Origin of the sequence: Pleurocapsa minor HA4230-MV1 (assembly GCA_019359095.1) — a bacterium.
Lineage (GTDB): Bacteria > Cyanobacteriota > Cyanobacteriia > Cyanobacteriales > Xenococcaceae > Waterburya > Waterburya minor.
On the sequence record JAHHHZ010000025.1, the window covers coordinates 42202 to 66179 of the forward strand.

At 40.7% G+C, this 23978-nt stretch carries 23 protein-coding genes; 10 read left to right on the plus strand and 13 right to left on the minus strand.

The window, feature by feature from the left end:
- Nucleotides 1-13 precede the first annotated feature (13 nt).
- A complete protein-coding gene (locus KME09_16830) occupies nucleotides 14-358 on the plus strand; it encodes a phage holin family protein (GenBank protein ID MBW4535603.1) in 345 nt (114 codons plus the stop codon).
- A gap of 95 nt (nucleotides 359-453) precedes the next feature.
- On the opposite strand, the gene KME09_16835 is transcribed toward KME09_16830, so the two are convergent.
- The 5 genes from KME09_16835 to KME09_16855 form a co-directional block, all read right to left on the minus strand.
- Nucleotides 454-804 (minus strand): DUF1257 domain-containing protein, encoded by a 351-nt coding sequence (locus KME09_16835; GenBank protein ID MBW4535604.1) that lies wholly within the window; start codon nucleotides 802-804, stop codon nucleotides 454-456.
- 142 nt (nucleotides 805-946) lie between these two features.
- Nucleotides 947-2458 carry an AAA family ATPase gene (locus KME09_16840; protein ID MBW4535605.1) on the minus strand — a complete coding sequence of 504 codons (1512 nt, stop codon included), beginning with the start codon at nucleotides 2456-2458 and terminating at the stop codon, nucleotides 947-949.
- A gap of 65 nt (nucleotides 2459-2523) precedes the next feature.
- Nucleotides 2524-2874, minus strand: coding sequence for a type II toxin-antitoxin system HicB family antitoxin (locus KME09_16845; GenBank protein ID MBW4535606.1), 351 nt, complete (start codon nucleotides 2872-2874; stop codon nucleotides 2524-2526).
- 134 nt (nucleotides 2875-3008) lie between these two features.
- Complete coding sequence (gene dacB / locus KME09_16850) at nucleotides 3009-3884, minus strand: D-alanyl-D-alanine carboxypeptidase/D-alanyl-D-alanine-endopeptidase (protein MBW4535607.1); 876 nt, start codon at nucleotides 3882-3884, stop codon at nucleotides 3009-3011.
- A gap of 371 nt (nucleotides 3885-4255) precedes the next feature.
- Nucleotides 4256-5947, minus strand: a complete 1692-nt coding sequence (locus KME09_16855; protein ID MBW4535608.1) for a M3 family oligoendopeptidase — start codon at nucleotides 5945-5947, stop codon at nucleotides 4256-4258.
- Nucleotides 5948-6028: 81 nt separating this feature from the next.
- Here KME09_16855 and KME09_16860 point away from each other — a divergent pair, with 81 nt between their 5' ends.
- From KME09_16860 to KME09_16870, 3 genes are all read left to right on the plus strand, one after another.
- Nucleotides 6029-6703, plus strand: a complete 675-nt coding sequence (locus tag KME09_16860; GenBank protein ID MBW4535609.1) for a DNA-3-methyladenine glycosylase 2 family protein — start codon at nucleotides 6029-6031, stop codon at nucleotides 6701-6703.
- Between the two features lie 27 nt (nucleotides 6704-6730).
- Nucleotides 6731-6973, plus strand: coding sequence for a hypothetical protein (locus KME09_16865; GenBank protein MBW4535610.1), 243 nt, complete (start codon nucleotides 6731-6733; stop codon nucleotides 6971-6973).
- Between the two features lie 116 nt (nucleotides 6974-7089).
- Nucleotides 7090-7329: a DUF433 domain-containing protein gene (locus KME09_16870; GenBank protein MBW4535611.1), complete on the plus strand. Its 240-nt coding sequence runs from the start codon at nucleotides 7090-7092 to the stop codon at nucleotides 7327-7329.
- A 58-nt stretch (nucleotides 7330-7387) separates the two neighbouring features.
- Here the strand turns inward: KME09_16870 and KME09_16875 are convergent, their stop codons facing one another.
- Nucleotides 7388-9460, minus strand: coding sequence for a prolyl oligopeptidase family serine peptidase (locus KME09_16875; GenBank protein ID MBW4535612.1), 2073 nt, complete (start codon nucleotides 9458-9460; stop codon nucleotides 7388-7390).
- A gap of 174 nt (nucleotides 9461-9634) precedes the next feature.
- Nucleotides 9635-10324, minus strand: a complete 690-nt coding sequence (locus tag KME09_16880) for a riboflavin synthase (protein MBW4535613.1) — start codon at nucleotides 10322-10324, stop codon at nucleotides 9635-9637.
- 250 nt (nucleotides 10325-10574) lie between these two features.
- On the opposite strand from KME09_16880, the gene KME09_16885 reads away from it, so the two are divergent.
- Nucleotides 10575-11075 carry a bifunctional nuclease family protein gene (locus KME09_16885; protein ID MBW4535614.1) on the plus strand — a complete coding sequence of 167 codons (501 nt, stop codon included), beginning with the start codon at nucleotides 10575-10577 and terminating at the stop codon, nucleotides 11073-11075.
- A gap of 48 nt (nucleotides 11076-11123) precedes the next feature.
- Nucleotides 11124-12254: an aldo/keto reductase gene (locus KME09_16890; GenBank protein MBW4535615.1), complete on the plus strand. Its 1131-nt coding sequence runs from the start codon at nucleotides 11124-11126 to the stop codon at nucleotides 12252-12254.
- A gap of 423 nt (nucleotides 12255-12677) precedes the next feature.
- On the opposite strand, the gene KME09_16895 is transcribed toward KME09_16890, so the two are convergent.
- Nucleotides 12678-15764 (minus strand): MFS transporter, encoded by a 3087-nt coding sequence (locus tag KME09_16895; GenBank protein MBW4535616.1) that lies wholly within the window; start codon nucleotides 15762-15764, stop codon nucleotides 12678-12680.
- A 982-nt stretch (nucleotides 15765-16746) separates the two neighbouring features.
- Nucleotides 16747-17451: a DUF475 domain-containing protein gene (locus KME09_16900; protein MBW4535617.1), complete on the minus strand. Its 705-nt coding sequence runs from the start codon at nucleotides 17449-17451 to the stop codon at nucleotides 16747-16749.
- 257 nt (nucleotides 17452-17708) lie between these two features.
- On the opposite strand from KME09_16900, the gene psaM reads away from it, so the two are divergent.
- Nucleotides 17709-17804, plus strand: coding sequence for a photosystem I reaction center subunit XII (gene psaM / locus KME09_16905; protein ID MBW4535618.1), 96 nt, complete (start codon nucleotides 17709-17711; stop codon nucleotides 17802-17804).
- Between the two features lie 107 nt (nucleotides 17805-17911).
- Nucleotides 17912-18265 (plus strand): hypothetical protein, encoded by a 354-nt coding sequence (locus KME09_16910; GenBank protein MBW4535619.1) that lies wholly within the window; start codon nucleotides 17912-17914, stop codon nucleotides 18263-18265.
- 14 nt (nucleotides 18266-18279) lie between these two features.
- Here KME09_16910 and trxB read toward each other — a convergent pair whose 3' ends face one another.
- From trxB to KME09_16930, 4 genes are all read right to left on the minus strand, one after another.
- On the minus strand, nucleotides 18280-19659 hold the full coding sequence (gene trxB, locus KME09_16915; protein ID MBW4535620.1) for a thioredoxin-disulfide reductase: 1380 nt from the start codon (nucleotides 19657-19659) through the stop codon (nucleotides 18280-18282).
- Nucleotides 19660-19772: 113 nt separating this feature from the next.
- Nucleotides 19773-19991: a glycogen debranching protein gene (locus KME09_16920; protein ID MBW4535621.1), complete on the minus strand. Its 219-nt coding sequence runs from the start codon at nucleotides 19989-19991 to the stop codon at nucleotides 19773-19775.
- Nucleotides 19992-20205: 214 nt separating this feature from the next.
- A complete protein-coding gene (locus KME09_16925; protein MBW4535622.1) occupies nucleotides 20206-20496 on the minus strand; it encodes a hypothetical protein in 291 nt (96 codons plus the stop codon).
- Nucleotides 20497-20771: 275 nt separating this feature from the next.
- Complete coding sequence (locus KME09_16930) at nucleotides 20772-22169, minus strand: aspartate ammonia-lyase (GenBank protein MBW4535623.1); 1398 nt, start codon at nucleotides 22167-22169, stop codon at nucleotides 20772-20774.
- Nucleotides 22170-22330: 161 nt separating this feature from the next.
- On the opposite strand from KME09_16930, the gene KME09_16935 reads away from it, so the two are divergent.
- Together KME09_16935 and fbp are read left to right on the plus strand one after the other, a co-directional pair.
- Nucleotides 22331-22540, plus strand: a complete 210-nt coding sequence (locus KME09_16935; GenBank protein ID MBW4535624.1) for a hypothetical protein — start codon at nucleotides 22331-22333, stop codon at nucleotides 22538-22540.
- A gap of 374 nt (nucleotides 22541-22914) precedes the next feature.
- Entirely contained in the window at nucleotides 22915-23976 is a 1062-nt protein-coding gene (gene fbp, locus KME09_16940) for a class 1 fructose-bisphosphatase (protein MBW4535625.1), read from the plus strand.
- Nucleotides 23977-23978 lie beyond the last annotated feature (2 nt).

The window sequence follows — 23978 nt, forward strand, 5'->3', positions numbered from 1 at the left end:
AGGTATCAAAAAAATGTGGCAATTTATTTTAACTTGGTTAGCAACTGCTGTTTCCTTGATCGTTACAGCATTTATCGTCCCAGGGTTTACTATTGTCAGCTTTTCTTCTGCTGTAGTGGGGGCAGCAGTTTTGGGTTTGATTAATGCGGTGGTCAAACCAATTTTAATTTTGTTTACCCTGCCGTTAACAATTTTGACTTTGGGACTGTTTCTTTTGGTAGTAAATGCGATCGCTCTTGGTTTAGTCAGTTATCTTACTCCAGGTCTAACTATAGCAGGATTTTTTCCCGCCCTTTTTGGCTCAATCGTGCTTACTATAGTATCGGGACTGATTAATCAGCTTTTTCCAACTGTATAAAGATGAATATAAGCATGAAAAAGGGTTGACACAACTATTACATCGTATCAACCCCAGGTTTGGGAACGCGCTTTTAACTTAAAATATAATTCTTGTTACTGAAGAACTAGTTTGACGTTGGCATTTTGTAAACCACGTTGTTTAACGTCAGCCAAGGTTTTGTTAACAGCGTATTTTTGGTTGATTGAGTTGATTAGCTCAGTTTGGTTGTGCTTTTTAGCAACACCCCAAAGGTCAGCGATTAGGTCGAATGTACCATCACTGTTTTCAGACCAGCCTAGATCGTATTCGCCTTCTAAAGTTGCAACGATATCAGCACGAAGTCTTTGACCGTTGTAACCACGAACGTCAGCGTTAGTTTGAACGTTGATTCCAAGATCGCGAAGGGAATTTACGAGAATTGCAGAATCGCTGATTTTGGTGCGTAGAGTGCTAAAGTGAGACATTTGATTTCCTCCAGTAGAAGAGATATAAACAACAACTTTAAAATTAATAACCGTCTATATTGACGAGTTATTTTCCTGAAAACTGCTAGCGAGTGCTAGCCTCTGCTTCTGCAACTCCTGAGAAATTACAGAAGAAAGCCTGTTAAAACTCCAGTCGCTGATATTCAGCAACGGAGGCTGATGCAGGTCTGGCTCTTTGCCTAGCCCAATCTCTTAGGGCTGTTACCTGTTCAGTCATTGTCCGAGACAAAGGCAAGGTAGCTTTAATCGCAGCGATTATATCAAGCTGCGTAAACTCCCTGTCTTGAGCAAAAGCATCATACATTGCCGCGATGATCGCCTGCTCAATCTCTGCCCCAGAAAAACCATCGGAAACTTTGGTTAACTGTTCTAAATCGAAGCGATTGATTTCAGAACGTCTTTTGCCCAAATGAATCCTAAAAATATCTTCTCTCTCTGCGGAACTAGGTAAGTCCACAAAGAATATTTCATCAAATCTACCTTTACGGAGAAACTCGCCTGGCAATCTTTCAACTCTATTCGCCGTTGCCATGACAAACACAGGGGATTTTTTCTCTTGCATCCAGGTGAGAAAAGAACCAAATATACGACCCGATGTTCCACCATCAGAATCACCAGAACCTCCTCCCCCAGCAAAAGCCTTGTCTAGTTCATCGATGAACAGAATTACAGGAGAAATAGATTCAGCAGTTTTTAAGGCACTACGTAAATTTGCTTCTGAACGTCCGACGGTAGAACCATCATAGACGCGACCCATATCTAAACGCAGTAAGGGTAAACCCCAAAGGCGAGAGGTCGTTTTGGCAATCAAAGATTTACCGCACCCAGGAACACCTAAAATCAACATTCCCTTGGGTTGAGGAAGACCATATTCTCTAGCTCTCTCGGTGAAAGCATTAGAACGCTGTTTTAGCCAGCCTTTTAATTCCTCTAAGCCACCAACTGAATTAAGAGTTTCATCTTCTTCAATGTACTCTAAAATTCCATTACGACGAATTAACTGCTTTTTCTCCGAAAGGACAATTTCAACTTCGCTCTCCGTCAGCTTACCAGCCTTAACCTGAGCTTTACGATAAACTTTTTCAGCCTCATCCTTGGTTAAACCAAGGGCAGCTTTGAGTAATTTCTCTCTCGTCTCAGTATCTAGGCGATTTCCTCTACTCTTAGCTAGCCGTTCGGAAAGAACCTGATTTAGTTCGCTTAAGTTAGGTAGAGGGTAATCTAGGACCACAACTTCTTTCTCAAGCTCAATTGGTACAGTCTGTAGAGGAGACATCAAAATGATTACTTTGTCAGTGCCTTTAAATGATGCGATCGCATCACGCAGCCATCTAACTATCACGGGCCCATCAAGAAAAGGATGAAGATCTTTGAAGATGTAGATACCACCTCCTTTCTGTCTAATAGTCCATTCAATCGCAGCTTCGGGCGACACTGTATTGTGCTGTGTTGCTTGAGTAGTCTGACCGTATTCAATCATTCCTCTGGTAACAGTCCAAACGAATACTTGCTTGTACTCAGCATTGTCTTTGGCAATTTTAGCGATCGCCTGCTCTGCCCGTTCTTCTTCTGGTGTAATCAGATAAATTAACGGATATTGAGCTTGGACTAGAATATTTAGTTCTTCTTTCATGATATCGACCCCACTAAACCCCTTGCTCGCTAAAGTTTTAACCTGCTTCTAAACCTATTTTGAACCTATAAGCAGGAAACTAGTTCCTCTTCGTTAGGCTTCTCCGAACTCGACCCTTGATTAGTAACTTCTAACGGAATACTATCTTCAACTGTAACTGTTCGGTTACTGAGAGAAACCATTTCGCCATCTCGCATTACTATCGGTGAATCACAATCAGGACACATATGGATCTGATGAGTTTGACCGTGAACGGATGATCTAATTTCGTCTACTTTGTCAGGAAACTGCATATAAAAAGCGATCGCTTTTTCTACTAATGCTGACATGGATTCAATATCTACCGCGGCTTTAATCTTTAGCTTACGATGCAGCTCTGGAGGTATATATAAAGTTATCTTTTGCTTAGTTTGCATATCACTTAAGTTTAATAATTACCCGGGTATATAAATCAATTTACCTAGCCTAACTATTTCTGTCAAGACAGTATGCTGTTTTGACGTCATTATTGTAATATTACTTTACAAAGTAGTTAATCGGGATGTTCAATTTACTGGCAAGTGGTTAGTTTACTTAACTGTAAAACAATATCATCGATGCCTTGAACTATAGGATCGCTGGGTTGATCGATCGGTTGGTTAGTAATAATACTAAAGACCAAAGTTCCGTATTGAGGATGATCTAGATAGCCAGATAGAGCCTTAACTCCTCGAAGAGTTCCTGTTTTAGCTCGTACAGTTCCTTGAGCAGTGGTCTGTTGCAAGCGATTTTTCAGAGTGCCACTAATTCCCGCCACAGGAAGTGAAGCCAAGAAAACCTCATGACCTCGCCCATGATACATGGCTCTGAGGGTAGCAACCAAAGTTCGGGGAGTTGCCAAATTATGGTGAGACAAACCAGAGCCGTCTTTCAGCCGATAGCCGTTAGTATCAACACCTAAACTTGTTAAGGCTTGCTGAACCGATTGAGAACCACCCAAGTAGCTCAATAAGGTATTAGCATAAGCGTTATCGCTGTTGAGGTTGGTTACTTTGATCCAATCGCCAATTGATGTCGAATTAATTTGATTGTCGGGATTAAATGCTTGTAAGGCTGCGGCGGTGACTAAAAGCTTCATATTAGAAGCAGGAACCATGTAAGAATCTGGGTTAAGGCTGTAAATATTTGTCCCCCCCAGAGATTGCACCAAAATAGCCCATTTGCCTTGATTTAGTTCTGGGCGATCAATAGTATTATTAATTGCCGTCGTAATATTACTAGAGCAAATACCTGAATTGTTTTCTGAAGAAGGCGGAGGAAGTTTGATTGAATCTAAACTATCGTCAAAACTAATTGCTGTATTGGCACTAGCGACCGAAAGAGAAAAAGGACTAATTAGAGTAATGCAGGCAGCAGCCAATGAAAGATAGTGTGTGAGATAGCGCATGAATTTAGTCAAATTGGAAGTTAAAACTGTTTAGATTGCTTAATTAAGAGCAGATAGAGTAATTGAAGAGAAAAAAGCTCGACGCAACCCAAATTTGTCAAAAAAAACCCTAGTAAAACGCGACGTATACTAGGGTTAATCACGCATCATTAATTCTTTAGCGTTGTTCAAGATAAACTTGATATTAGCTTCAAATTATCTTTATTTCGTCATTAATCAAATCTAAGGAACTGTCATGATGCTTTGAGGAGTAAATTGAGGGTTTTAATCGACAAATATTCTATTTAGCCACAGTTTTAATCGATCTTTTTTAGATTTGTCAAGTAAGAAAAGATTTTCATTTGATGTTAGTTCAGACGCTAATTAATCTCCTACAAATTCAGAAACTGTTGAGCTTTGGTAATTACATTTGCTAAAGAGCCAGGTTGAAAGGGAGAAACTAGATTAGCTGAACTAGTTAAACTTTGAAAAGGTGCTTGGCCACCACGCTGACATAAGGCAATGTATTCGGTTAAAGCGCCTGTAAAATCAGATTCAGCCTTGACCCAAAACTGCATTGCACAGCACAAAGCCAAAGTGTAGTCGATATAGTAGAAGGGAGAGCAGTAAATATGTTGTTTCTCTTGCCACAAACCGCCTTGTGCAGGATATTCAAGGTCTTCATACTGTCGCCAGGGGAGGTAACGAGCTTCCATTTGCTGCCACATTTGGTTTCTTTCCTGTGGTGTAGCTTCAGGGTGAGCATAAACCAGATGTTGAAAATGATCTACTGCGCAACCATAGGGTAAAAACAGAATTGATTGTGCCAAATGAATTTCGCGAAAACGATCGGCATCATCACCAAAAAACTGCTCCATTTGTGACCAGGTAAGGAATTCCAAACTCATCGAATGAATTTCACAGGATTCTAAAGTTGGCCAGAGATAGTCAATTAAAGGTAGATTACGGCTTTGCCAAGCCTGAAAAGCATGACCCATTTCGTGAGTAAATACTTCGACATCACCTTGTGTCTGGTTAAAGTTGGCAAAGATATAGGGTACGCCTGTGGTGGGAAAGCTAGTACAAAAACCACCGCCAGCTTTGCCTGGACGAGTTTTAAGATCCATAAAATTCCCTGCAACCATCATGGCAAAGAAACTACCTAATTCTGGGTGCAGGTTATCAAACATCTTTTGCGCCTGTTGGAGCATCCAGTCATGATCTCCTTGGGGTTTGGGGTTTCCTTGGAGGTCAAATACAGCCTCATCCCAATACATGACCCATTCCAAATGAAGTTTTTGCGCTTTTTGGTCAATGATTTTTTGTGCTAGAGGGACAACTTTTGCCACAACTTCATCACGGTAGCTGGCTACGTCGGCTTCTGTGTAGTCAATCCGCTGCATACGTTTATATCCCAGACCAGTATAGTTATCGTAGCCCAATTTCTGAGCCATTTGGTGACGTAGTTTGACTAGTCGATCGTAGATGCTGTCTAGTTGGGTTTGATGTTGCTTAAAGAACTGCCAGCGTACTTTTTCCGCTTCATATCGGGTTTGGCGATCGCTATCTTGAGTATATTTACGAATTCCTGAAAGATTAAGCGTTTCTCCTCTAAACTCGATTTCAGCACTGGCTAATAATTGGACGTATTGATTAACTAGCTTAGATTCTTGGACTAGATCATCTTCTATAGCTGGTTCAAAGGTGGTCACGTCTGCCGACCAAAGACTAAAAGCTTGTTGACCCAAGATAGATTCTAATTGTGGCCGATCTTGACTGTTTAACAGCCTGCGTTTCATAGCAACTTCCAGGGCGGTTAATTTCGGCCTTAGTTCGTCACTATATTCCTGTGCTTGTTTGTATTCCTCATTAGTTGTATCTTGACTGAAGTTGAGGGAAGTCATTGCACTCCAAGTATCTAAGCGACGGCGCAAATCTTCCCACTGCTGTAGAGCTTGTTCTCGATCTAACCTGGTTTGAGCTTGATCTAATGCGGTGTTAATTGCTCGATACTCTGCTGTAACTTGCTCAATAGTGGGGGTTTCTACTTGGATCTCGGCAAAGTTAATTTTGGTCTGACTCATGACTAAGAGAAATAGCTACATCTAAAATTTTAGCGAAGTTAGAGATTTGGCAGTTGTGACTTAGTTATGATGAGATAAAACATGAATCGACCGTCACCAATAAGCGATCGCTCTCAATTAGTATTAGATAGATCCCCAAGCTTTATTCAAAGCATTGAGCAGTTAACTAAACGCGATCGCGATTTGGCTAAAATTATCGATAACTATGGATATCCCGCTCAGTGGTTAAGAGAACCAGGATTTGCCACTTTAATCAGGATTATTTTAGAGCAGCAGGTTTCTTATGCTTCGGCTCAAGCCACTTTTAAACGTCTTAACCATGCAGTAGATTATTTAAGTCCTGAAAGCTTTTTAACTTTAGATGATCTGCAACTCAAAAGCATTGGGTTTAGTCGGCAGAAAACTAACTATGGTCGTATCTTAGCTCAAGCAGTAGTCGATCGCACTTTGGATTTGACCAGTTTAGAAACATTAGCTGATGGAGAAATTAGACAAAAGTTAACGGCGATTAAAGGTATTGGTAACTGGACGGTAGATATTTACCTAATGATGGCTCTACAGCGCCAGGATGTATTCCCCAGTAGAGATTTAGCCGTGGCGATCGCCGTTAAAGAAATAAAAGATCTCCCTAATCGTCCGCCAGTAGCCGAATTAGAAATCATTGCAGAAACTTGGAAACCCTATCGAGCGATCGCTACTAAAATTCTCTGGCACTATTATTTAAATCGTAAATCTAGTAAAAAATTATATAAATAATATTTAGGAGAGGCGAAATAAAGAGCGATGAAAATCGACTTAGAAATATTAAATAAACTTAATAAAATAACTGAAGATATTGGAGTAATTAAAACAGATGTAGCAGTGATTAAAGCAAGGCTTGATGGTCAGCAGAAAGCTATTGATAAGATTCCTGATTTAGCACAGAAGGTAGGCGAATTAAAGAATTGGAGGCAAATAGCAATAATTATTATTACGGGGACAGCTAGTACTGTTTTTGGCTGGATTTTAAAAAGTGGAAGGATGTAAAGAATCGCTTTTTAAAGCAAAATTTATGAAAAGCCCAATCTTTTACTCAATTATAATTAATTGAGGTGAAATATCTAATAATTGGAAATAATAGCAAAGTAGCCAAGGTTAAAATCATGACCAATCAGCTTTTAGAAAGAATTACCCATCATCAAGATATATGTCACGGCAAACCTTGTATTAGAGGACTAAGATATCCTGTTGAATTTATTTTAGAGCTTCTCAGTTCGGGAATGACAACAGAGGAAATTTTGGCAGATTATGATGATTTGGAAGCGGAAGATATTCAAGCGGTTTTGCTGTTTGCTGCACGATTGAGTCAAGTCAAAAGTATTCATAAAATTGCTTCATGGTAGAGTCGCACCACCTACCCCACCAGCGATCGCCTAAGATATTTTACTTGACAGTTAATGGCTACTGTAAATATTCCATGCCTAAATTTGCCATGAGAAATCCCCACTTATCCGCAGCTTCTTCAATGACTTTGCTAGTGGGTTTTCCTGCACCATGTCCTGCTTTGGTTTCGATCCGAATTAAAACGGGATGATCTCCTTGATGGGCAGCTTGTAAGGCAGCAGCAAACTTAAAACTGTGGGCTGGTACAACGCGATCGTCGTGGTCAGCAGTGGTAATCAGGGTGGCAGGATAAGCTGTACCTTGTTTAAGATTATGTAGCGGAGAATAGGCATAAAGCGTTTTAAAATCAGCCTCATCGTCAGGAGTACCGTATTCCGAACACCATGCCCAACCAATCGTAAACTTATGGAAGCGCAGCATATCTAATACACCCACGGCGGGAATTGCTGCTGCAAAAAGATCGGGGCGTTGAGTCATACATGCACCAACTAATAGACCACCGTTACTGCCTCCAGCGATCGCCAATTTTTCGGTTCTCGTATATTTTTGCTCAATTAACCATTCGGCTGCTGCGATAAAATCATCAAAGACGTTCTGTTTTTTGTCTTTCATCCCTGCTTGATGCCAGTCTTCGCCGTATTCACCCCCACCCCGCAGATTAGGCACAGCATAAATTCCACCCATTTCTAGCCACACGACATTACTGATCGAGAAGCTGGGAGTTAAGGAAATATTAAAACCGCCGTAGGCATAAAGATATGTAGGATTGTTGCCGTCCAGTTTAATTCCCTTTTTGTGAGTAATAAACATGGGTATTTTCGTACCATCTTTACTCGGATAAAATACCTGTTGGGTTTGATAGGCTTCTGGATCGAAATCTACTTGGGGTTGACGGAAAAGTTTGCTTTCCCCTGTAGTCAGATCGTAGCGATAGATTGTGGCAGGAGTTGTAAAACTGGTAAAGGTATAAAAAGTTTCTGTATCGTAACGCTTACCACCAAAACCACCTGCTGAGCCAATCCCAGGTAATTCCACCTCGCGCACAAAAGTCCCATCTAGAGCATAAATTTTAATTTGCGATCGCGCATCTTTAAGATAGTCGGCGACAAACTGATTATTTAATAATCCAATACCCTCAAGAGTTTCGGGGGCTTCAGGAATAATTTCTTGCCAATTTGCTTGGTCTGGATTGTCTAAATCAATCGCAATTACCCTGCCACGAGGAGCATTTAAATCTGTCCGCAGCCAAAAAGTATCTCCATCATTGTCAATGACACTATAGCTGGCGACAAACTCACTAATTAGCTCGACAACTTCACTATCAGGCTGTTCGAGGTTTTTATAAAAGACTAAATTCTTACTATCTGTACCCAGCCACACGCTGATAATTAAATACTTGCCATCCTCTGTAACGCTTCCACTGAAACCCCATTCTTTTTGATCGGGACGATGATAAATGAGAATATCTTCTGCCTGTGGTGTACCTAAACGATGATAATAAAGTTTTTGGTAGTAATTAACATCTTCTAGTTTAGTTTCGGCGTTAGGCTGATCATAACGACTGTAGAAAAAGCCTTGATTATCTTTAGTCCAAGATGCCCCAGAAAATTTAATCCACTGAAGATGATCGGCGGTATCTTGCCTCGTGGCGATATTTTTAACCCGATATTCTACCCAGTCAGATCCAGCCGTGGATAAACCATAAGCCATCCATTGACCATCATCGCTAATGGATAACCCTGATAAAGCTACCGTACCATCGGCCGATAAGCTATTGGGGTCTAATAATATTTCTCCTTCATCATCTAGAGATTTGAGCGTGTACAAAACACTTTGATTTTGTAAGCCATCATTTTTAAAGTAGAAATAACTCTGACCTCGTTTAAACGGGCTACTATATTTCTCATAGTCCCATAGCTGAGTTAAACGCTGCTGTAGTTTATCTCTGGTGGGAATGGTGGCTAGATAGCTATTAGTCAACTCATTTTGCGCCTGTACCCAAGCTTTAGTAACATCCGAATCAGGATCTTCTAGCCAACGATAAGGATCTTTTACCTCTACCCCATGATAATTATCGCTTTGTGCTACTTGATTAGTGCTGGGGTAAATCAAATCACGAGATAATGTCACTGTCTCAACTCCAAGATATTTATCTACAGCATAACTGGCTTCATTAATATCAGGTTCGGATGAACAATTAAATGTTTTAATTTAGGGACTTAGGGATTTAGGGGCTTAGGGACTTAGGGAATCACTCTATTTAAAGTCATTATCCATACTTGATCTAAGCTATGATTTAAATCACTAAACATATCCATTCTCGGTCAAAAAAGACAAGCTGATTTCTGCTGGTTGGTGTTTGTCTGGTAGACGATGGGAAATCAAGCGATCGACGTATTTACCTAAAATATCGCTTTCTAGATTGACTAAATTTCCCGATCGCAAATTACTAAGATTAGTTTCGGCATAAGTATGAGGAATCACCGCAGCTGAAAACCAACTGCCATCAGGGGCGCATTCAGCAATAGTCAAGCTAATACCATTAACAGCAATACTACCTTTAGATACCAAATAACGACCGATCTTGGAGTGCCATTGCTCATCCATTCCTGTGGGTAACCCAAAACGGATCTCCCAGGAAGTAGCAGTCGCCACTGCTTCGACTAAGCAACCAACCCCGTCAATGTGTCCCGTGACAAAATGACCGCCGATTTTACTGCCCATTCGCAGAGAAGTTTCCAGATTGACATATTTAGCTGCGCGATCGCGATCGCCTAAAGTGGTTTTGGCTAAGGTTTCGGGGGAAGCAGTAGCAATAAAACCCTGGTCTAAAATAGTTTCTACCGTTAGGCAGACTCCATCTACCGCCACACTATCGCCAATTGTCAAATCTGAGGTAATTACGTCGTGATTGTGACCGACTATCGATATTTCAAAAGAATTCTGTCCAGAACTCTCAATTAAGCCCAGAGATTGTACTAAACCTGTAAACATAATTATTTTTCTCTAGCTGGAATAGTCTAACTATTATTTTTTCCTGAATAGTGCAGGCAACAGCAAAAAACTGAGGCATACTGTGAATAAACAGTAACATTATGGTTCTAGTTTTTGACCATGTTTGAGGTTGAAAGATACTCAAAACATCTTTACATTTGATCACAAATACGTTTAAATTTTGCTAGCTTATCGCTCTTATTACTCTTATTATTCCTGACAATCTTAATTACTTCAGAGGCTAATATCAATGATTGAAATGAAAGTTGCAGGCATTGTCTTAAATGCTGCTAGTCGTAGTCCGATGATTCTACTCAAGGACAGTTCAGAGCGTAGAGCATTACCTATTTTTATTGGGCAAGACCAAGCTGAAACAATTATCAAAGCTTTGGAAGGACATCGTCCCTCTCGTCCTTTGACTCATGATTTAATGGCAAATCTTCTTTATGACTGTAATATCGACCTAGAGCGCGTTATTATTCACTCTTTGAGCGATGATATTTTTTATGCGGTGTTGTGTATCGATATTAATGGTGTCAAAAAAGAAATTGATTGTCGTCCCAGTGATGCGGTAGCAGTAGCCATCCGTACCGATAGCCCAATTTGGGTATTGGAAGAAGTAATTGCTGATGCTTCAATTCCTGTAGATCGCGATGCGGATAATGCTGAGAGGGAGGCATTTAAAGAATTTGTTTCAGAGCTGAGTCCAGATCAACTGATCAAAAAGGGTGGCTATAAAGAGCAGCGATAAGCAATATCGAGCGCAATACTATATAAAATTGATTTGGTGATAAGTTCGATGCGTCAAAGGCGGTTTGGTAAAACGAAGCTCAACTTATCAGTGTTTTCGCTGGGAACAATGCGTTGTTTGGATGACCGTCAGACTTACTGTCAAACTATCGAGTCGGCGATCGCTTTAGGGATTAATCATCTAGAAACTGCCAGAGGCTATGGGCAGAGTGAAACCTTTTTGGGACAAGCATTACAAGACTTAGCGATTCCCCGTCAGGAAATTTACCTCACGACTAAGCTAACTCCTACCCCAGATCGACTACAAATGAGCCAATGGCTAGATGAATCTTTAGTTCGACTACAAACAGATTATCTTGATTGTCTAGCAATACACGGCATCAATACCTGGGAGCATCTAGAGTGGATCATTAAACCTGATGGTTGTCTCTCCGCAATTAAAACCGCCATGGCTCAAGGCAAAGTTAGACATTTGGGATTTTCCACTCACGGCAGCCTAGAACTAATTTTGGCAACAATTAAGACCGATATTTTTGAATTTATTAACTTACACTATTACTACTTTTGGCAGCGTAACCATCAGGCGATCGCTCTGGCAGCCGAAAAAGACATGGGTATATTTATTATTTCTCCTGGAGATAAGGGCGGAAAACTATATACACCACCTGAAAAGCTAGTTGAATTATGCGCTCCTGTGACGCCTTTAGAGTTAAACTATCGCTTTCTCTTGAGCGATCGCCGTATTACTACCCTCAGCCTCGGCGCAGCTAATCCCGCTGAATTAATAACTCCCCTACAGGTTGCTGATGCCGATCATCCCTTAACTATTGAAGAACAAAAAATATTTACCCAGCTCGAACAACAGTTAACCACTAGCCTGGGTTCAGATCTTTGTCGTCAATGCGATCGCTGTCTTCCTTGTCCCGAACAAATTAACATCCCCGAAATTCTCAGACTACGCAATTTGACTGTTGCATACGAAATGTCAGATTATGGTCAGTATCGCTATGGCATGTTAGAAAATGCAGGACATTGGTTTCCTGGGATGAAAGGTAATCGTTGTACTGACTGTGGTGACTGTCTACCTCGTTGTCCCGAACAGTTGGCTATTCCCACCCTCTTAAGGGATACACATCAGCTGTTGAAAGGAAAAGAGCGTCGGCGTTTATGGTCTGATTAGGAACTAAAAACTTGGCGATCGCTGCTAAGAATTTAAGTAACTTACAAGTTAAGCATTGACAGAAAACAAGAAAAATATTTTATTGTTCGTTGGGTGTTGTTTGCATTGTTGACTCTTCTTGTTCTATTGACTGGTTTTCTGGCGTTGCTGAATGAGTAATATCAGGTTCGGATGAACAGTTAAATGTTTTAATTGAGGGACTTAGGGACTTGCCCTAAAGGATATGCGTAGCGGTATACCACAAGGGTACAATGTGCTTTAGCACTAGCTTCGCGTCGGGGAATTAGTCTATTTAAAGTCATTATTCATACTTGATCTAAGATTTAAGCTGAAAGTGCGATCGCTGCGCTCAATTGCCAAAAAAAAGACGTAGCGCTCAATTACACTACGTCTAAAGCTTGAAGTTGATTACTTTTGAGTTGCTTAGAGATTAACACCTAGCGCGCCTGCACCAGCAGAAGCGATCGCACTAATTAAAGCAGTGAGGAATAACCACCAAGAGGCGGTTGCAGCAGCTTGACGAGTTTCTTCTACCTGTTCAGCAGCCTGTTTCTTGGCATTTTCTAAACGCATTGCCGCTTCGGTTTGAATACGTTCAGCACGTTGTAGAGCGCGATCGCGAGTGCGTTCAATTTGACTAACAATCCGCTCGGCATCAGCCTGAGAAATATCGTCACGAGAACTCATAACAGCTATCAGCGTATCGCGATCTATATGAGCAAAGCGATCTTTAAGCGCCGTAAAACCAGCTTGAGGATCGTTAAATAAGACATTAACATCTCGTTTAATACCTTCATAAGCTAGTTCAGGACGATCTAAGCTATTGAGGTAATTCTTAATTTTGGCTAAGATGCGATCGATTGCAGACTGAATTTTATCCTGTACCAGCTGGAGTTGAGACATGACACTATCTCTAACCTCTAAGATTTGATCTACCACTTGGTTAACATCACTTTCGGAGATGTCTTCGCGTTGACTCAACAAGGCTACTAAAGTAGAGCGATCGAAGCTAGATAATCTGGTTTTGAGGCTTTCTGCGCCAGCGCGAGGATCGTTCAAGAGTAATTCGACATCTCGTTTAATCCCCGTCGGACTTAATTCAGCCTTGTCGGTAGAACGAAGATAATCAGCGATCGCATGTTGGAAGTCTTGAACTTTTTCCTGGGTACGAATAGCTGCACGGCGGGGTGCTTTAGCAATGTTTTTCAGGGTAGACTGCACATCATTAATAATTTGATTGGCATCCTCTTGGCTCAAATCTTGGCGCTGCGCTAATAGCTGCACTAGAGTATCGCGATCCATTGCTGCTAAACGCTGACGTACAGCTCTTGAACCCAATTTGGGATTATTAAACAGTAAAGTTAAATCCTGTTCGATGCCTTTGGGGTTGAGTTCTGGCTTTCCAGTCCGACGTAGATAATCAGCGATCGCCGATGTTGCTTGGTCATATTGTGACTGTGCTTTTGAGGTTAACTTTTGAGGCAGGTTAACGACTTGAATCCAAGAATCTTCAATGATATCAACAATATCGTCGATTTGTTCGCCCGTTAGATCTCCACGTTGGGAAAGTAATTGAACCAAAGCATCACGATCGAAAAGAGCTAATCTAACTTTAAATGCTGAACCATCAGTCTGGGAATCGTCTAACAACAATTTCAATTCCCGTTTAATACCATCAGGATAGAGTTCTCCTCTCCTTGCCTCTCTTAAGTAAGTCTGAAGTTGTAACCACTGTCTTTCAGCTAGCGCTTGAGCCTGGTTGACATTTTGTAGGTTAGTTTCCAGAACCTGATCTCGCGCGATTTCTAATTCTCCTGCGATCGCCGATGCTTCGATTGCATCCATATCACTACGCAACGCTAACATTCTTTCTAGAGTAGGGCGGTTTAAAGCTGTCAAGCGAGTACTCAACTGTTCAGAAGTGGCATTAAAGTCTTCAAGAATCGGCTTGAATTCCAGCTGAATTTTTTCAGGAGTTAAATCGCTTTTGGGTACAGTAGTTAAATAATCTTCTACCTCCGCCATTAGTTCGATACTTTTTGCTCTTGCTTGCGCTGCTTCAGCCGTAATGATGACTTCTAAACGAATTGCATCAAGAATATTAGCCGTACTGCGGATTTGCGACTGTGAAAGTAGTCCTTTTTGCTTTAAGATCTCGACAAAATCGGCGCGCTTAATCTGCCTTAGTTCAGTCGCTACAGCTTCAGGATCGGCCGACACATCGTAAATTAAATCACGAAATTCATGATTCAGATTTTTTGCCTGGAGTTGCCAAGGATAGGCAGTAATTAAATAGTTTTTAATATCTTTTTTGATCGTAGTAGTAGAAGCGTCTTTTAGTCCTGCTTGAACAGCAACTTGGTCAGTTCCCTCTCCCAATTTCGCCGCTGTATCTTTTAATTGACCAACAATTTTTTCTACGTCAAAGTCAGATAGATCCGCACGTCTCATGATGATATTAGCCAGACTGCTAGCACCAAAGGAAGCCGTCGCCTGTTGCATCGGGCCACTTTGCTGACCACTATTTTTTTGACCTGCGGCATTAAGTAAAGAATTTAACCTACCATCAAAATCTTTACCGACAAGTTGTTCCTTGGTAGCTGACTTGAGATAATTGGCAAAATCGCTAATGGGATTGCTTGAGTGAGTAGACTTGTGAGTTTTTTTGCGCCAAACCGACTCTAGCCTACCTGCTATACGTTCAGCATCTTTTTTAGAAATATCAGAGCGATCGCTGATTAATTGCACGAAGGTTTGGCGATCGATGTTGCGAACACTATCACTATCGACAACTTCCTGTAAATTTTCCTCTTCAAGTAACCGTTCAAAATCTTGAGTAATTTTGTCTAGATCTAACCCAGTAGGTTTTACTGACAGCAACAAGTCTTCAATATTTTCGCGCATCGAAACAGGATCGATCGCCATCCCTAATTCTTTTTTGACCGCATTTGCAGCAGCCTCCGCCGTATTAACTACTTGCTTGTTGACTGCACCAGCACCCAAGGCAGCCGTAGCCGTACCAAAAATCATCTGGATGCCAGAAGTAGCAGTGTTAGCAACAGAACCAAGTAGCGAACCAATTGCTTGAGAACTCAGTAACATCATTAAAGCAAAGAAAGCCGCCCAAATAACTAGACCGACAATTGCACCAGATAGGGGTGATGCAAACAAGCTCAGTTTAACTGCTAACAGACTGGCAATAAATAGAGCTAAAGTCACGCTGACCAAAGTTCCTAAGCCAACCATCAAACCAATTTTTTTGATGCTGCTGCCGAATCCTTTAGAAGTGTGACTGGATGATGAATGGGAATCAGAACTACCCTTACCCCCAGCCATTGAAATACCAATAGCAACACCCAAATTAGTAAAGAGTAATTGAAAAGCAAACGCTAAGACTACTCCAGCTAACAAAGCAGCAAAGAATTGGGGCCCATTAAACATAAAAGAAGCATCTTGCATCGCTTCAATATTTGATTCAGTTTCTATAATATTTGTCTGCGCTAATAGCAGTATTTCTTTGTCAAACACAGTTTTTTCCTTATTAATAATTAGATAGTTTATTTTTACTAAGTCCAGCTTTTTATACCTTGGGGCTATTTCCCAAAACTAAATAGACAAAATGAATTTTTTAATAGCTCTAGTAAAAATAATTTAGATAACGAAGTGTATCCTTTAGGATAACCTCACAAAATGTTAATCTGTAATCTACAATTAGACCGTCTCTCTTTAGATAGGTATTAAAGTTACTGTTCAAGAGCTATTAGTTATCAGCTGTTAGCTTTTTTAGTAACCAGGTTTATAAAATTTTTCTTACCTTTGATAGATGGAAGTTTCGCTATGTTAAGATTTTGGATACTACGGTAAAAATCAAAACAATTATGAAAAGATTATTATGTTAAAAAAAAATCTAGCAAAACTAGAGCAAAAAATTTAAAAGCAAAAGCAAATAAATGAAATCTTTTTGACTTAAAGCTTAGATAATAAGATAAATAACAGAGACAATAGTATTCTTATATTTAATCTATTTGCTAACAAGTCTAGATTTTAAAAACATCTATTTTAAAAAAAGTTTAAGAAAAATTTAATTGAATTTTCTTTTAAGCTGAGAATTATATTAAAATGCTTAGTTTTTTTAAATTAATAAATATAAAATACAATATCTATTAATTTTAGTATTTGGCTAATACTAAATTAATCTATTTAAATATTTATATCTAAACTACTAAGCTGTTAATCATTTAATTTATAGCCATAAATAACAAAGTTAGGACATCTTTGAAATACTACTTCCGTCTTACGAAATTTCCTTATCCGAAGGTGTATCCTTTAGGACAACGCGGGAAACACGCGCGACGCGAAGGACGGACGCGCCAGCTAATCCTTTAGGACGAGCTTGCGAGCTAATCCTTTAGGGCTAGTCCTTTAGGGCAACGGAATTTCGCGCTATTTCCTACTTCCTACTTTCTACTTCCTATTAATTTTAGCTCTACAGCTATTTTTGAGAATTGGTATCATCAGACTTTACTAGCTCTTTTTTAGAAAATCCCCAGGTAAAGAAAACAGCCACGACAGCAATTGTGACCCATTCGGGAATCAAGTAGTCTGGTAGCCAAACTTTGAGTAGCAGACGCAACCCTATAAAACCAACGGTAATAAAGCCTGCATCTTCCAGATAAGTATATTCTTGTAGCCAACGAATAAATAATCCCGCCAGAAAACGCAAGATCACAATTCCAATCGTCCCGCCAGCAACAATTAACCAAGTATCTTCAGTAATAGCGATCGCCGAGGTGACGCTATCGAGAGAAAACGCTAAATCGGTAATAGCAATAGTGGGAATAACTTGCCAAACAGACTTGAACCCTAAAGTTCTATGCTTATCATCTTCATTTTGTGCAGAGTAAAAGTAATTAAATACTAGCCATAGTAAATACATTGCTCCCAATAACTCAAACTGCCAATACTTGATCACCCAAGTAGCAGCGAAGATGAGGGCGATCCTCAGAACATATGCCCCCGCTAATCCAATATTAAGAGCTTGACGCTGGGATTTTGGGTCTTTAACGCTTTTGGCGATCGCCGCTAAAGCGATCGCATTATCAGCAGATAAGACAGTTTCTAGCAGCACTAAAACTACCAGTATTAAATAAACTTCGACCCCTGCGTCGCTGAAATAATCAACTATGTTTTGTAACATTAAATAAATATATTTGAAAAATTAAAACCGAAAAATCTTCAGACAATAACTAGCTAATTACCGATTAGCAAAAAATTTTGTTCGGCGGATTTTGCCATTTTCCCTTAATTTCAGCCAGTTTTTGATTTAAGTTTCTTCTTAATTATGTTGCATCTTGTTACAAGATGTTTCTCTTGGGGGCAATTTTGACGCAAATTAGTGATGGAAGATCTTAATTGTTCAGTATTATATCAGTCCAAAAAAGGAGTAAAATCACGATGCCTCTAACAGACACTCAAATATTCATCGCTCTTGCAGTTGCTTTGATCCCAGGAATCATGGCAATTCGCTTATCTACCGAACTATATAAGTAAATTTAGTAGATTTAAGCATCAATTATTGCAAGACTAGTTATGGACTTTAGCTTGGCAATTGTGATTCACAGTTGTTAATCTAGAGTCCTTATTATTGGGGTGGATTCATGAATTCTGGCAAACGAGCGCCTAAAGCAGTCCCTCACAACACTTATCAACGACGTAATCTCTATCGAGGGGTAACGGCAGAAATTAGTCTTAAGCTGATTTTGAGTTGGGCCATTGCCATTGGCGCGATCGCTTCTTTTTTCAGACTTTTACCCTATCATCTTACTCAGCAGGAAAAATTAGAGGAATTGCGCATTCAAGTTCAGGAAACTGACGCTAGAGTAACTCAGCTAAGAGATCAGTTAAACCATAACTTCGATCCACAACAAACTCAAAGTTTGATGAAACAATACAGTACTTTAACTACACCCGATCAAAGTCGTATTTATTGGCTTAAAGATAATGAACAGTAATTACTGATTAGTAATCAAACAGTTGTAGGTAAATATTGTTCAATTAATTGACGGTATTGGCTTTTTTGTTGTACGCCCTTAACTTGCTGGAGTAATTCTCGATCGCGGAAAAACTGTACTGTGGGTGTACCTGAAACCTGACCCATCTGGGCAATTTCGGGATCTGCCACGATATCTATTTCCACAAAGTGAATTTTTCCTGCATATTCTTCAACTACTTTGCTCAAAATTGGCGAGAGAATTCCACACGGGCCACAGGTAGGGGAAACGTATTTCACCATGATCAAGCGATCGCTTTCATGGAAGAGTTTTCTCAAGGCATAGCCACCTACATAACTGCTGGCGTTTAAATCAAAGTCTGCTTCGGTAGTAGCTTGCTTTTCTGTGGGGGTTGGTTTTTCTTCTGGTTTAACTGCTTGAGGCTGTTGAGAGTATTCAACGATGAGATTGTGTTCGGCAAGCCATCTTTCGGCTGCTAGTGCTGCCATACAGCCTGTTCCTGCTGCTGAGACTGCTTGGCGATATTCGTGGTCTTGTACGTCTCCTGCTGCATAGACTCCCGCAATAGACGTGGCGACTGTACCTGGATTTACCTTAATGTATCCGACATCATCTAATTCAATTTGATTAGCGAACAGATCGGTATTGGGTTGGTGGCCGATCGCATAGAATAGACCGTTGGCGTTAATTTCTGATTCTGCCCCCGTTTGGACATTGCGCAGCTTAATTCCTGTCATGAGGTTGTTCTCGCCATATACATCTATAGCTTCTGTATGCCAATGAACCGTCACTTTGGGATGATTGAGAACTCTATCTTGCATGGCTTTACTAGCCCGTAGTTCTCCCCGACGAACTAATAGGTGAACTTTACTGCCATATTTGGTTAGATACACCGCTTCTTCCGCTGCAGAGTCACCACCACCAATAACAATTAATTCTTTGCCGTTAAAAATCGGGCTAGCACCGTCACAGATCGCACAGGCGGAAATGCCGTTGTTCCAATATTGTTTTTCGCTGGGTAAACCTAAACGCTTTGCGGTTGCGCCAGTGGCGATGATCGCGCTATTAGCCTTAACTGTCCTGTCGGTGGAAGTAATTGTAAAGGGACGCTGAGAAAAATCCACCTGGACGACATCTTCTGTGTGACATTCTGTTCCCCAACGAATAGCTTGCGATCGCATTCTCTCCATTAACTCAGGCCCTGTAATTCCTTCAGGAAAGCCAGGAAAATTCTCGACCTCGGTGGTGGTCATTAGTTGTCCTCCAGGCACGCCCCCTGCCTGTAAACCTTCAAACATCAGAGGTTTCAAGTTGGCTCTAGCTGCATAGATCGCTGCTGTATATCCCGCTGGCCCTGAACCGATAATGACGACATTTTCTATTTGTTCAACCATAATCTCAAATTAAAGCTTAAAATGCAAACTCATAACGACTCCGTTTTGATGATTATAACCATGGGTTCACCATAAAGGCAAATGAATTGCGACAAGCTCGTTTGAGAAATTGCTTAAAAACTTAGCTTCAGGGCATTAACAGGGACATCATCCCAAGAATTTACGGTGCGCAAACTAGCAACCCAACCATTTTGTTTCTGCTCATCGGTAAGATTATTAATCCAGTTTTGATGACAGTCATTGGCAGCAGCTTCATTTCGGCAAGCAATACAGGCGTGGATTAACCCACCAGGATCGATTTGTTCGTTGACCCAGATAGTTGTTGATGACATTGATTTAATTTTTTGCTATTTACAGTGATATTATCTGCCACAAATTATAGCGAGGGGAGCTTTGGCAGATCATTAGAATCTGACTCATCGTTATGATTATTTAACTCCTAAGGAACAAATTAAACTGTTAAGACTAGGTAATAGGTAGTGGGTAGTGGGTAGTGGGTTAATTTTCTTTAGCTTTTAATTTTTTGGTAATTGAAACTAATATTTTTCAGTTATTTAAACCAGGAATGCGGGGAATTTCAGCAGTTTTTCGGCGACATTTTTTCGTAACCGCATCACAGGTAAAAGCCTCGCACTTTTGTTTGTTGTCGTCCACTTTGCACTTGGTACAAAGAATTGCCCCAGCGCTAGCGGTTTTACAGTCGTATCCCAGCTTGCTTAAAACGCTTACCGAAGCATTACTAAGATCGTCAGCAATCCCTGCCGAACCTGTAGCTGGGGCGATCGCATTTAGGGAAACAAAACCCACGGCAGCAATTAATAGAGAGCGTATTTTCATTAATTTCAAAGCCTAATCTAGTTGACTTCATTACCATACTTGAAGCTTAGAGTTTTGTTAAGCTTTGGGTTAATAGCTAAGTAGGTAGGCAAAATAATCGATCAAACCCCTACCCTTACAGCTATTTGTTACTCGTCCTAAAGGACTTGTCTACCGAACTAAGCGGCACAAGTCGCATAGTTAGAGATACCGCTCCGCATATTACTCGTTACTCGTTACTCGTTACTTCTTACTCCCTAACCTCGTTTCCAATTTAATTACACCCACCTACTTAACTATTCGAGAATCTGACTCATTTTTTCTAGATCGAGGACTGTTGCCAGTTGCTCTTCGCTCATCAAGCCTGCTTCTAAGACGATCGCCCGAATAGATTTGCCTGTTTCTAACGACTTTTTCGCCACATCTGCTGCCTTGAGATAACCAATATGAGGATTTAGGGCAGTTACTAAAGCAAGACTAGTTTCCGCATAGGCTAAACAGCGATCGCGACGGGCGCTAATTCCTGTTAAACAACGTTCGCTGAGGCTATTAATTGTGTTGCCCAGTATTTCAATACTATGAATCAGATCGTAGGCAATCAGAGGCATCATGACATTTAATTCCAACTGTCCTGCTTGAGCAGCAAAAGCGATCGCCGTATCGTAGCCCATCACTTGAAAGCAAACCATCGAGGTCATTTCTGCCATCACGGGGTTATATTTTCCTGGCATGATTGACGAGCCTGGCTGTACGGCTGGTAGCTGAATTTCTTTAAATCCTGTTTGCGGGCCAGAGTCCATTAGGCGCAAATCGTGGGATATTTTGACTAAATCCTGAGCTAAGTTCCGTAGACTGCCTGAAACATTGACAAACGGACTCATACTCTGCATTGCTGCCATTAGATGCGGTGCTGGCTGTAGTGGCTGCTGGATAAATTCCCCTAACAGTTCGGCGACTCGATGACGATATTGAGGATGGGTATTGAGTCCTGTTCCTGTGGCGCTACCTCCTAAACCCAAGTTATATAGGTCAGTAGCAGCGGTAGTAATTCTCTGGTGATGCTCCTTTAAAATTGTTTCCCAGGCCTTAAATCCCTCCCCTAGACGTACAGGAACGGCATCCTGCATGTGGGTACGCCCAGATTTAACGATATCTTGAAATTCCGTGGCTTTTTGCGCCAGGACAGCGATCGCTTTAGCCAAAGCAGGGTATAGAGTGCGATCTAAAGCCAGCAATGAACCAACACGAATAGCCGTAGGGATCACATCATTAGTAGACTGCCCATAATTGACATGATCGTTGGGGCTAACTCTTTGATAATTACCTTTCTCCTCCCCTAGAAGTTCCAAAGCCCGATTTGCCAACACTTCATTGACATTCATGTGGTGCGAAGTACCCGCCCCCGCCTGATAAACATCCACCACAAACTGATCCCGCAACTTCCCGCCCAAAATTTCATCTGCTGCCTGGACAATTGCCTGAGAGATCTCTTGATTAATACAGTTTAATTCTCCATTAGCGATCGCTGTGGCTTTTTTAATTAAAATACAGGCATCAACATAAGTTGCCAGGGGTTTGATGCCACTAATCGGAAAATTCTCCGTTGCTCTTAAAGTCTGGATGCCATAGTAAACGTTGGCAGGGATCTGTTTTGACCCCATCGAGTCTTGTTCGGTACGGTAATTATTGCTCATCTTTTCAAAGTCAAAAATCAGAAGTCAAAAGTCAAAAGTACCATAAGGGCATAACCTCAAGAGTAAAAAACTAGCATTTAGTCAGACATAATCCATGACCTTGATAATCACGCTAAAATTTTTACTATAGACCTAACAGATCGTAAATAGTACTTGATTTTATGTTTTTAACTGAGTTAGCACCAGTCGTGCAAAAACTAATCCAACAACCCGTCGCTTTTGCCAGTGGTTTTATTTCAGGGGTTTTACATCTCAATCTCAACGAAGAACCTTTGTCTCAATGGTTAGCTAAACAGGGATATAATTCCGTGAGTGATTTTCCGACTACGGCTAACAAAAGCGATCGCCCACAGTCAATTGATATTGACTAAATGTAAGGCTAATAAGACTAATTAAGATCGAGCTGCTGAGTACAACACATCAATAGTTCAGCAGCTAATCTTAGCCTGAGACAATTAAAACGTGTATCAGAGATGGCAAAATTTGTCGCTAATCTGAAGCTAGTCTTAAGGTTCTTACCTTGACTAAAAATCCCTTCCTAAGATGAATTATGTAGAGTTAAATAGCCAAAATAACAGTTTGTAATTTACTTCGGGCTTGAATGAACAAAGTTAAGTTACGCCAAAATTGTTTTAACTGGCTTGATTCTCTGCCAACCGCTAAATTGTCTCAAAAGTCCACTGTGACTACGTAATGGTTAAAGGTTGAACGAAACAAGAAATATAGGCGCAGGAAGCTTAATCCTATGGAAAATTTAGACCAAGCTGTCATTCCAGAATACAGCCTAGATAGAGATTGTCAAACTCTATCTCAGCATGTGCTTCAGCAGTTTTCCGACTTTACAACTCAGGCACAGGACATTAGCGCGATCATGAATCGTCTGGCTTTAGCAGCAAAATTAGTGAGCCGTCGCTTAAGTCGCGCTGGTTTGATGGCAGGGGCATTAGGTTTTACAGGAGAAACCAATGTTCAGGGAGAATCTGTCAAAAAAATGGATATTTACGCTAATGATGTGTTTATTTCTGTTTTTAAGCAAAGCGGGTTAGTTTGTCGCTTGGCATCAGAAGAGATGGAAAAACCCTATTATATTCCCGAAAACTGTCCTGTGGGCCGATATACTCTGCTCTACGATCCCATCGATGGTTCTTCCAATGTTGATATTAATCTCAATGTAGGTTCAATCTTTTCTCTACGTCAACAAGAAGGTAATGACCTAGACGAAAAAGCACAAGATTTATTACAGAATGGCGATCGCCAAATTGCAGCAGGCTATATTCTTTATGGCCCTTCAACGGTACTGGTATATACCCTGGGCAAAGGAGTTCATTCGTTTGTGCTTGACCCCAGCTTAGGGGAATTTATTCTCGCTGAGGAAAATATTACCATCCCCAATCATGGCCCTGTTTATAGTTTGAATGAAGGTAATTACTGGCAGTGGGATGAATCTATTAGAGATTATATTCGCTATGTTCATCGTCATGAAGGTTATACCGCTCGCTATAGTGGCGCATTAGTTGGCGATTTTCATCGGATTTTATTACAGGGTGGAGTGTTTCTTTATCCAGGCACAGTCGATAAACCTGAAGGAAAATTAAGATTACTATACGAATCAGCACCGCTAGCTTTCCTGGCAGAACAGGCAGGAGGGGCAGCTAGTACTGGTAATCAAAGACTGTTGAGCTACGTTCCTCAAGAGTTACATCAAAGAACTCCGCTAATTATAGGCAGCATTAAGGATGTGCAGCTAGTCGAGTCTTTTATTCAAGAACGAGCGCGTCACGATGCCGAAGAAAAAGCTTTAGTTTAATC

Excerpts from the sequence above, each read along its gene's own strand:
- KME09_16920 (MBW4535621.1), bottom strand. The coding sequence starts at position 19,991 with ATGTCATCAACAACTATCTGGGTCAACGAACAAATCGATCCTGGTGGG.
- KME09_16900 (MBW4535617.1), bottom strand. The coding sequence starts at position 17,451 with ATGTTACAAAACATAGTTGATTATTTCAGCGACGCAGGGGTCGAAGTT.
- KME09_16865 (MBW4535610.1), top strand. The coding sequence starts at position 6,731 with ATGAAAATCGACTTAGAAATATTAAATAAACTTAATAAAATAACTGAA.
- fbp (MBW4535625.1), top strand. The coding sequence starts at position 22,915 with ATGGAAAATTTAGACCAAGCTGTCATTCCAGAATACAGCCTAGATAGA.
- KME09_16910 (MBW4535619.1), top strand. The coding sequence starts at position 17,912 with ATGAATTCTGGCAAACGAGCGCCTAAAGCAGTCCCTCACAACACTTAT.
- KME09_16855 (MBW4535608.1), bottom strand. The coding sequence starts at position 5,947 with ATGAGTCAGACCAAAATTAACTTTGCCGAGATCCAAGTAGAAACCCCC.
- KME09_16935 (MBW4535624.1), top strand. The coding sequence starts at position 22,331 with ATGTTTTTAACTGAGTTAGCACCAGTCGTGCAAAAACTAATCCAACAA.
- KME09_16840 (MBW4535605.1), bottom strand. The coding sequence starts at position 2,458 with ATGAAAGAAGAACTAAATATTCTAGTCCAAGCTCAATATCCGTTAATT.
- KME09_16830 (MBW4535603.1), top strand. The coding sequence starts at position 14 with ATGTGGCAATTTATTTTAACTTGGTTAGCAACTGCTGTTTCCTTGATC.
- KME09_16845 (MBW4535606.1), bottom strand. The coding sequence starts at position 2,874 with ATGCAAACTAAGCAAAAGATAACTTTATATATACCTCCAGAGCTGCAT.
- KME09_16930 (MBW4535623.1), bottom strand. The coding sequence starts at position 22,169 with ATGAGCAATAATTACCGTACCGAACAAGACTCGATGGGGTCAAAACAG.
- KME09_16835 (MBW4535604.1), bottom strand. The coding sequence starts at position 804 with ATGTCTCACTTTAGCACTCTACGCACCAAAATCAGCGATTCTGCAATT.
- KME09_16870 (MBW4535611.1), top strand. The coding sequence starts at position 7,090 with ATGACCAATCAGCTTTTAGAAAGAATTACCCATCATCAAGATATATGT.
- KME09_16890 (MBW4535615.1), top strand. The coding sequence starts at position 11,124 with ATGCGTCAAAGGCGGTTTGGTAAAACGAAGCTCAACTTATCAGTGTTT.
- dacB (MBW4535607.1), bottom strand. The coding sequence starts at position 3,884 with ATGCGCTATCTCACACACTATCTTTCATTGGCTGCTGCCTGCATTACT.
- KME09_16925 (MBW4535622.1), bottom strand. The coding sequence starts at position 20,496 with ATGAAAATACGCTCTCTATTAATTGCTGCCGTGGGTTTTGTTTCCCTA.
- psaM (MBW4535618.1), top strand. The coding sequence starts at position 17,709 with ATGCCTCTAACAGACACTCAAATATTCATCGCTCTTGCAGTTGCTTTG.
- KME09_16885 (MBW4535614.1), top strand. The coding sequence starts at position 10,575 with ATGATTGAAATGAAAGTTGCAGGCATTGTCTTAAATGCTGCTAGTCGT.
- KME09_16860 (MBW4535609.1), top strand. The coding sequence starts at position 6,029 with ATGAATCGACCGTCACCAATAAGCGATCGCTCTCAATTAGTATTAGAT.
- trxB (MBW4535620.1), bottom strand. The coding sequence starts at position 19,659 with ATGGTTGAACAAATAGAAAATGTCGTCATTATCGGTTCAGGGCCAGCG.
- KME09_16880 (MBW4535613.1), bottom strand. The coding sequence starts at position 10,324 with ATGTTTACAGGTTTAGTACAATCTCTGGGCTTAATTGAGAGTTCTGGA.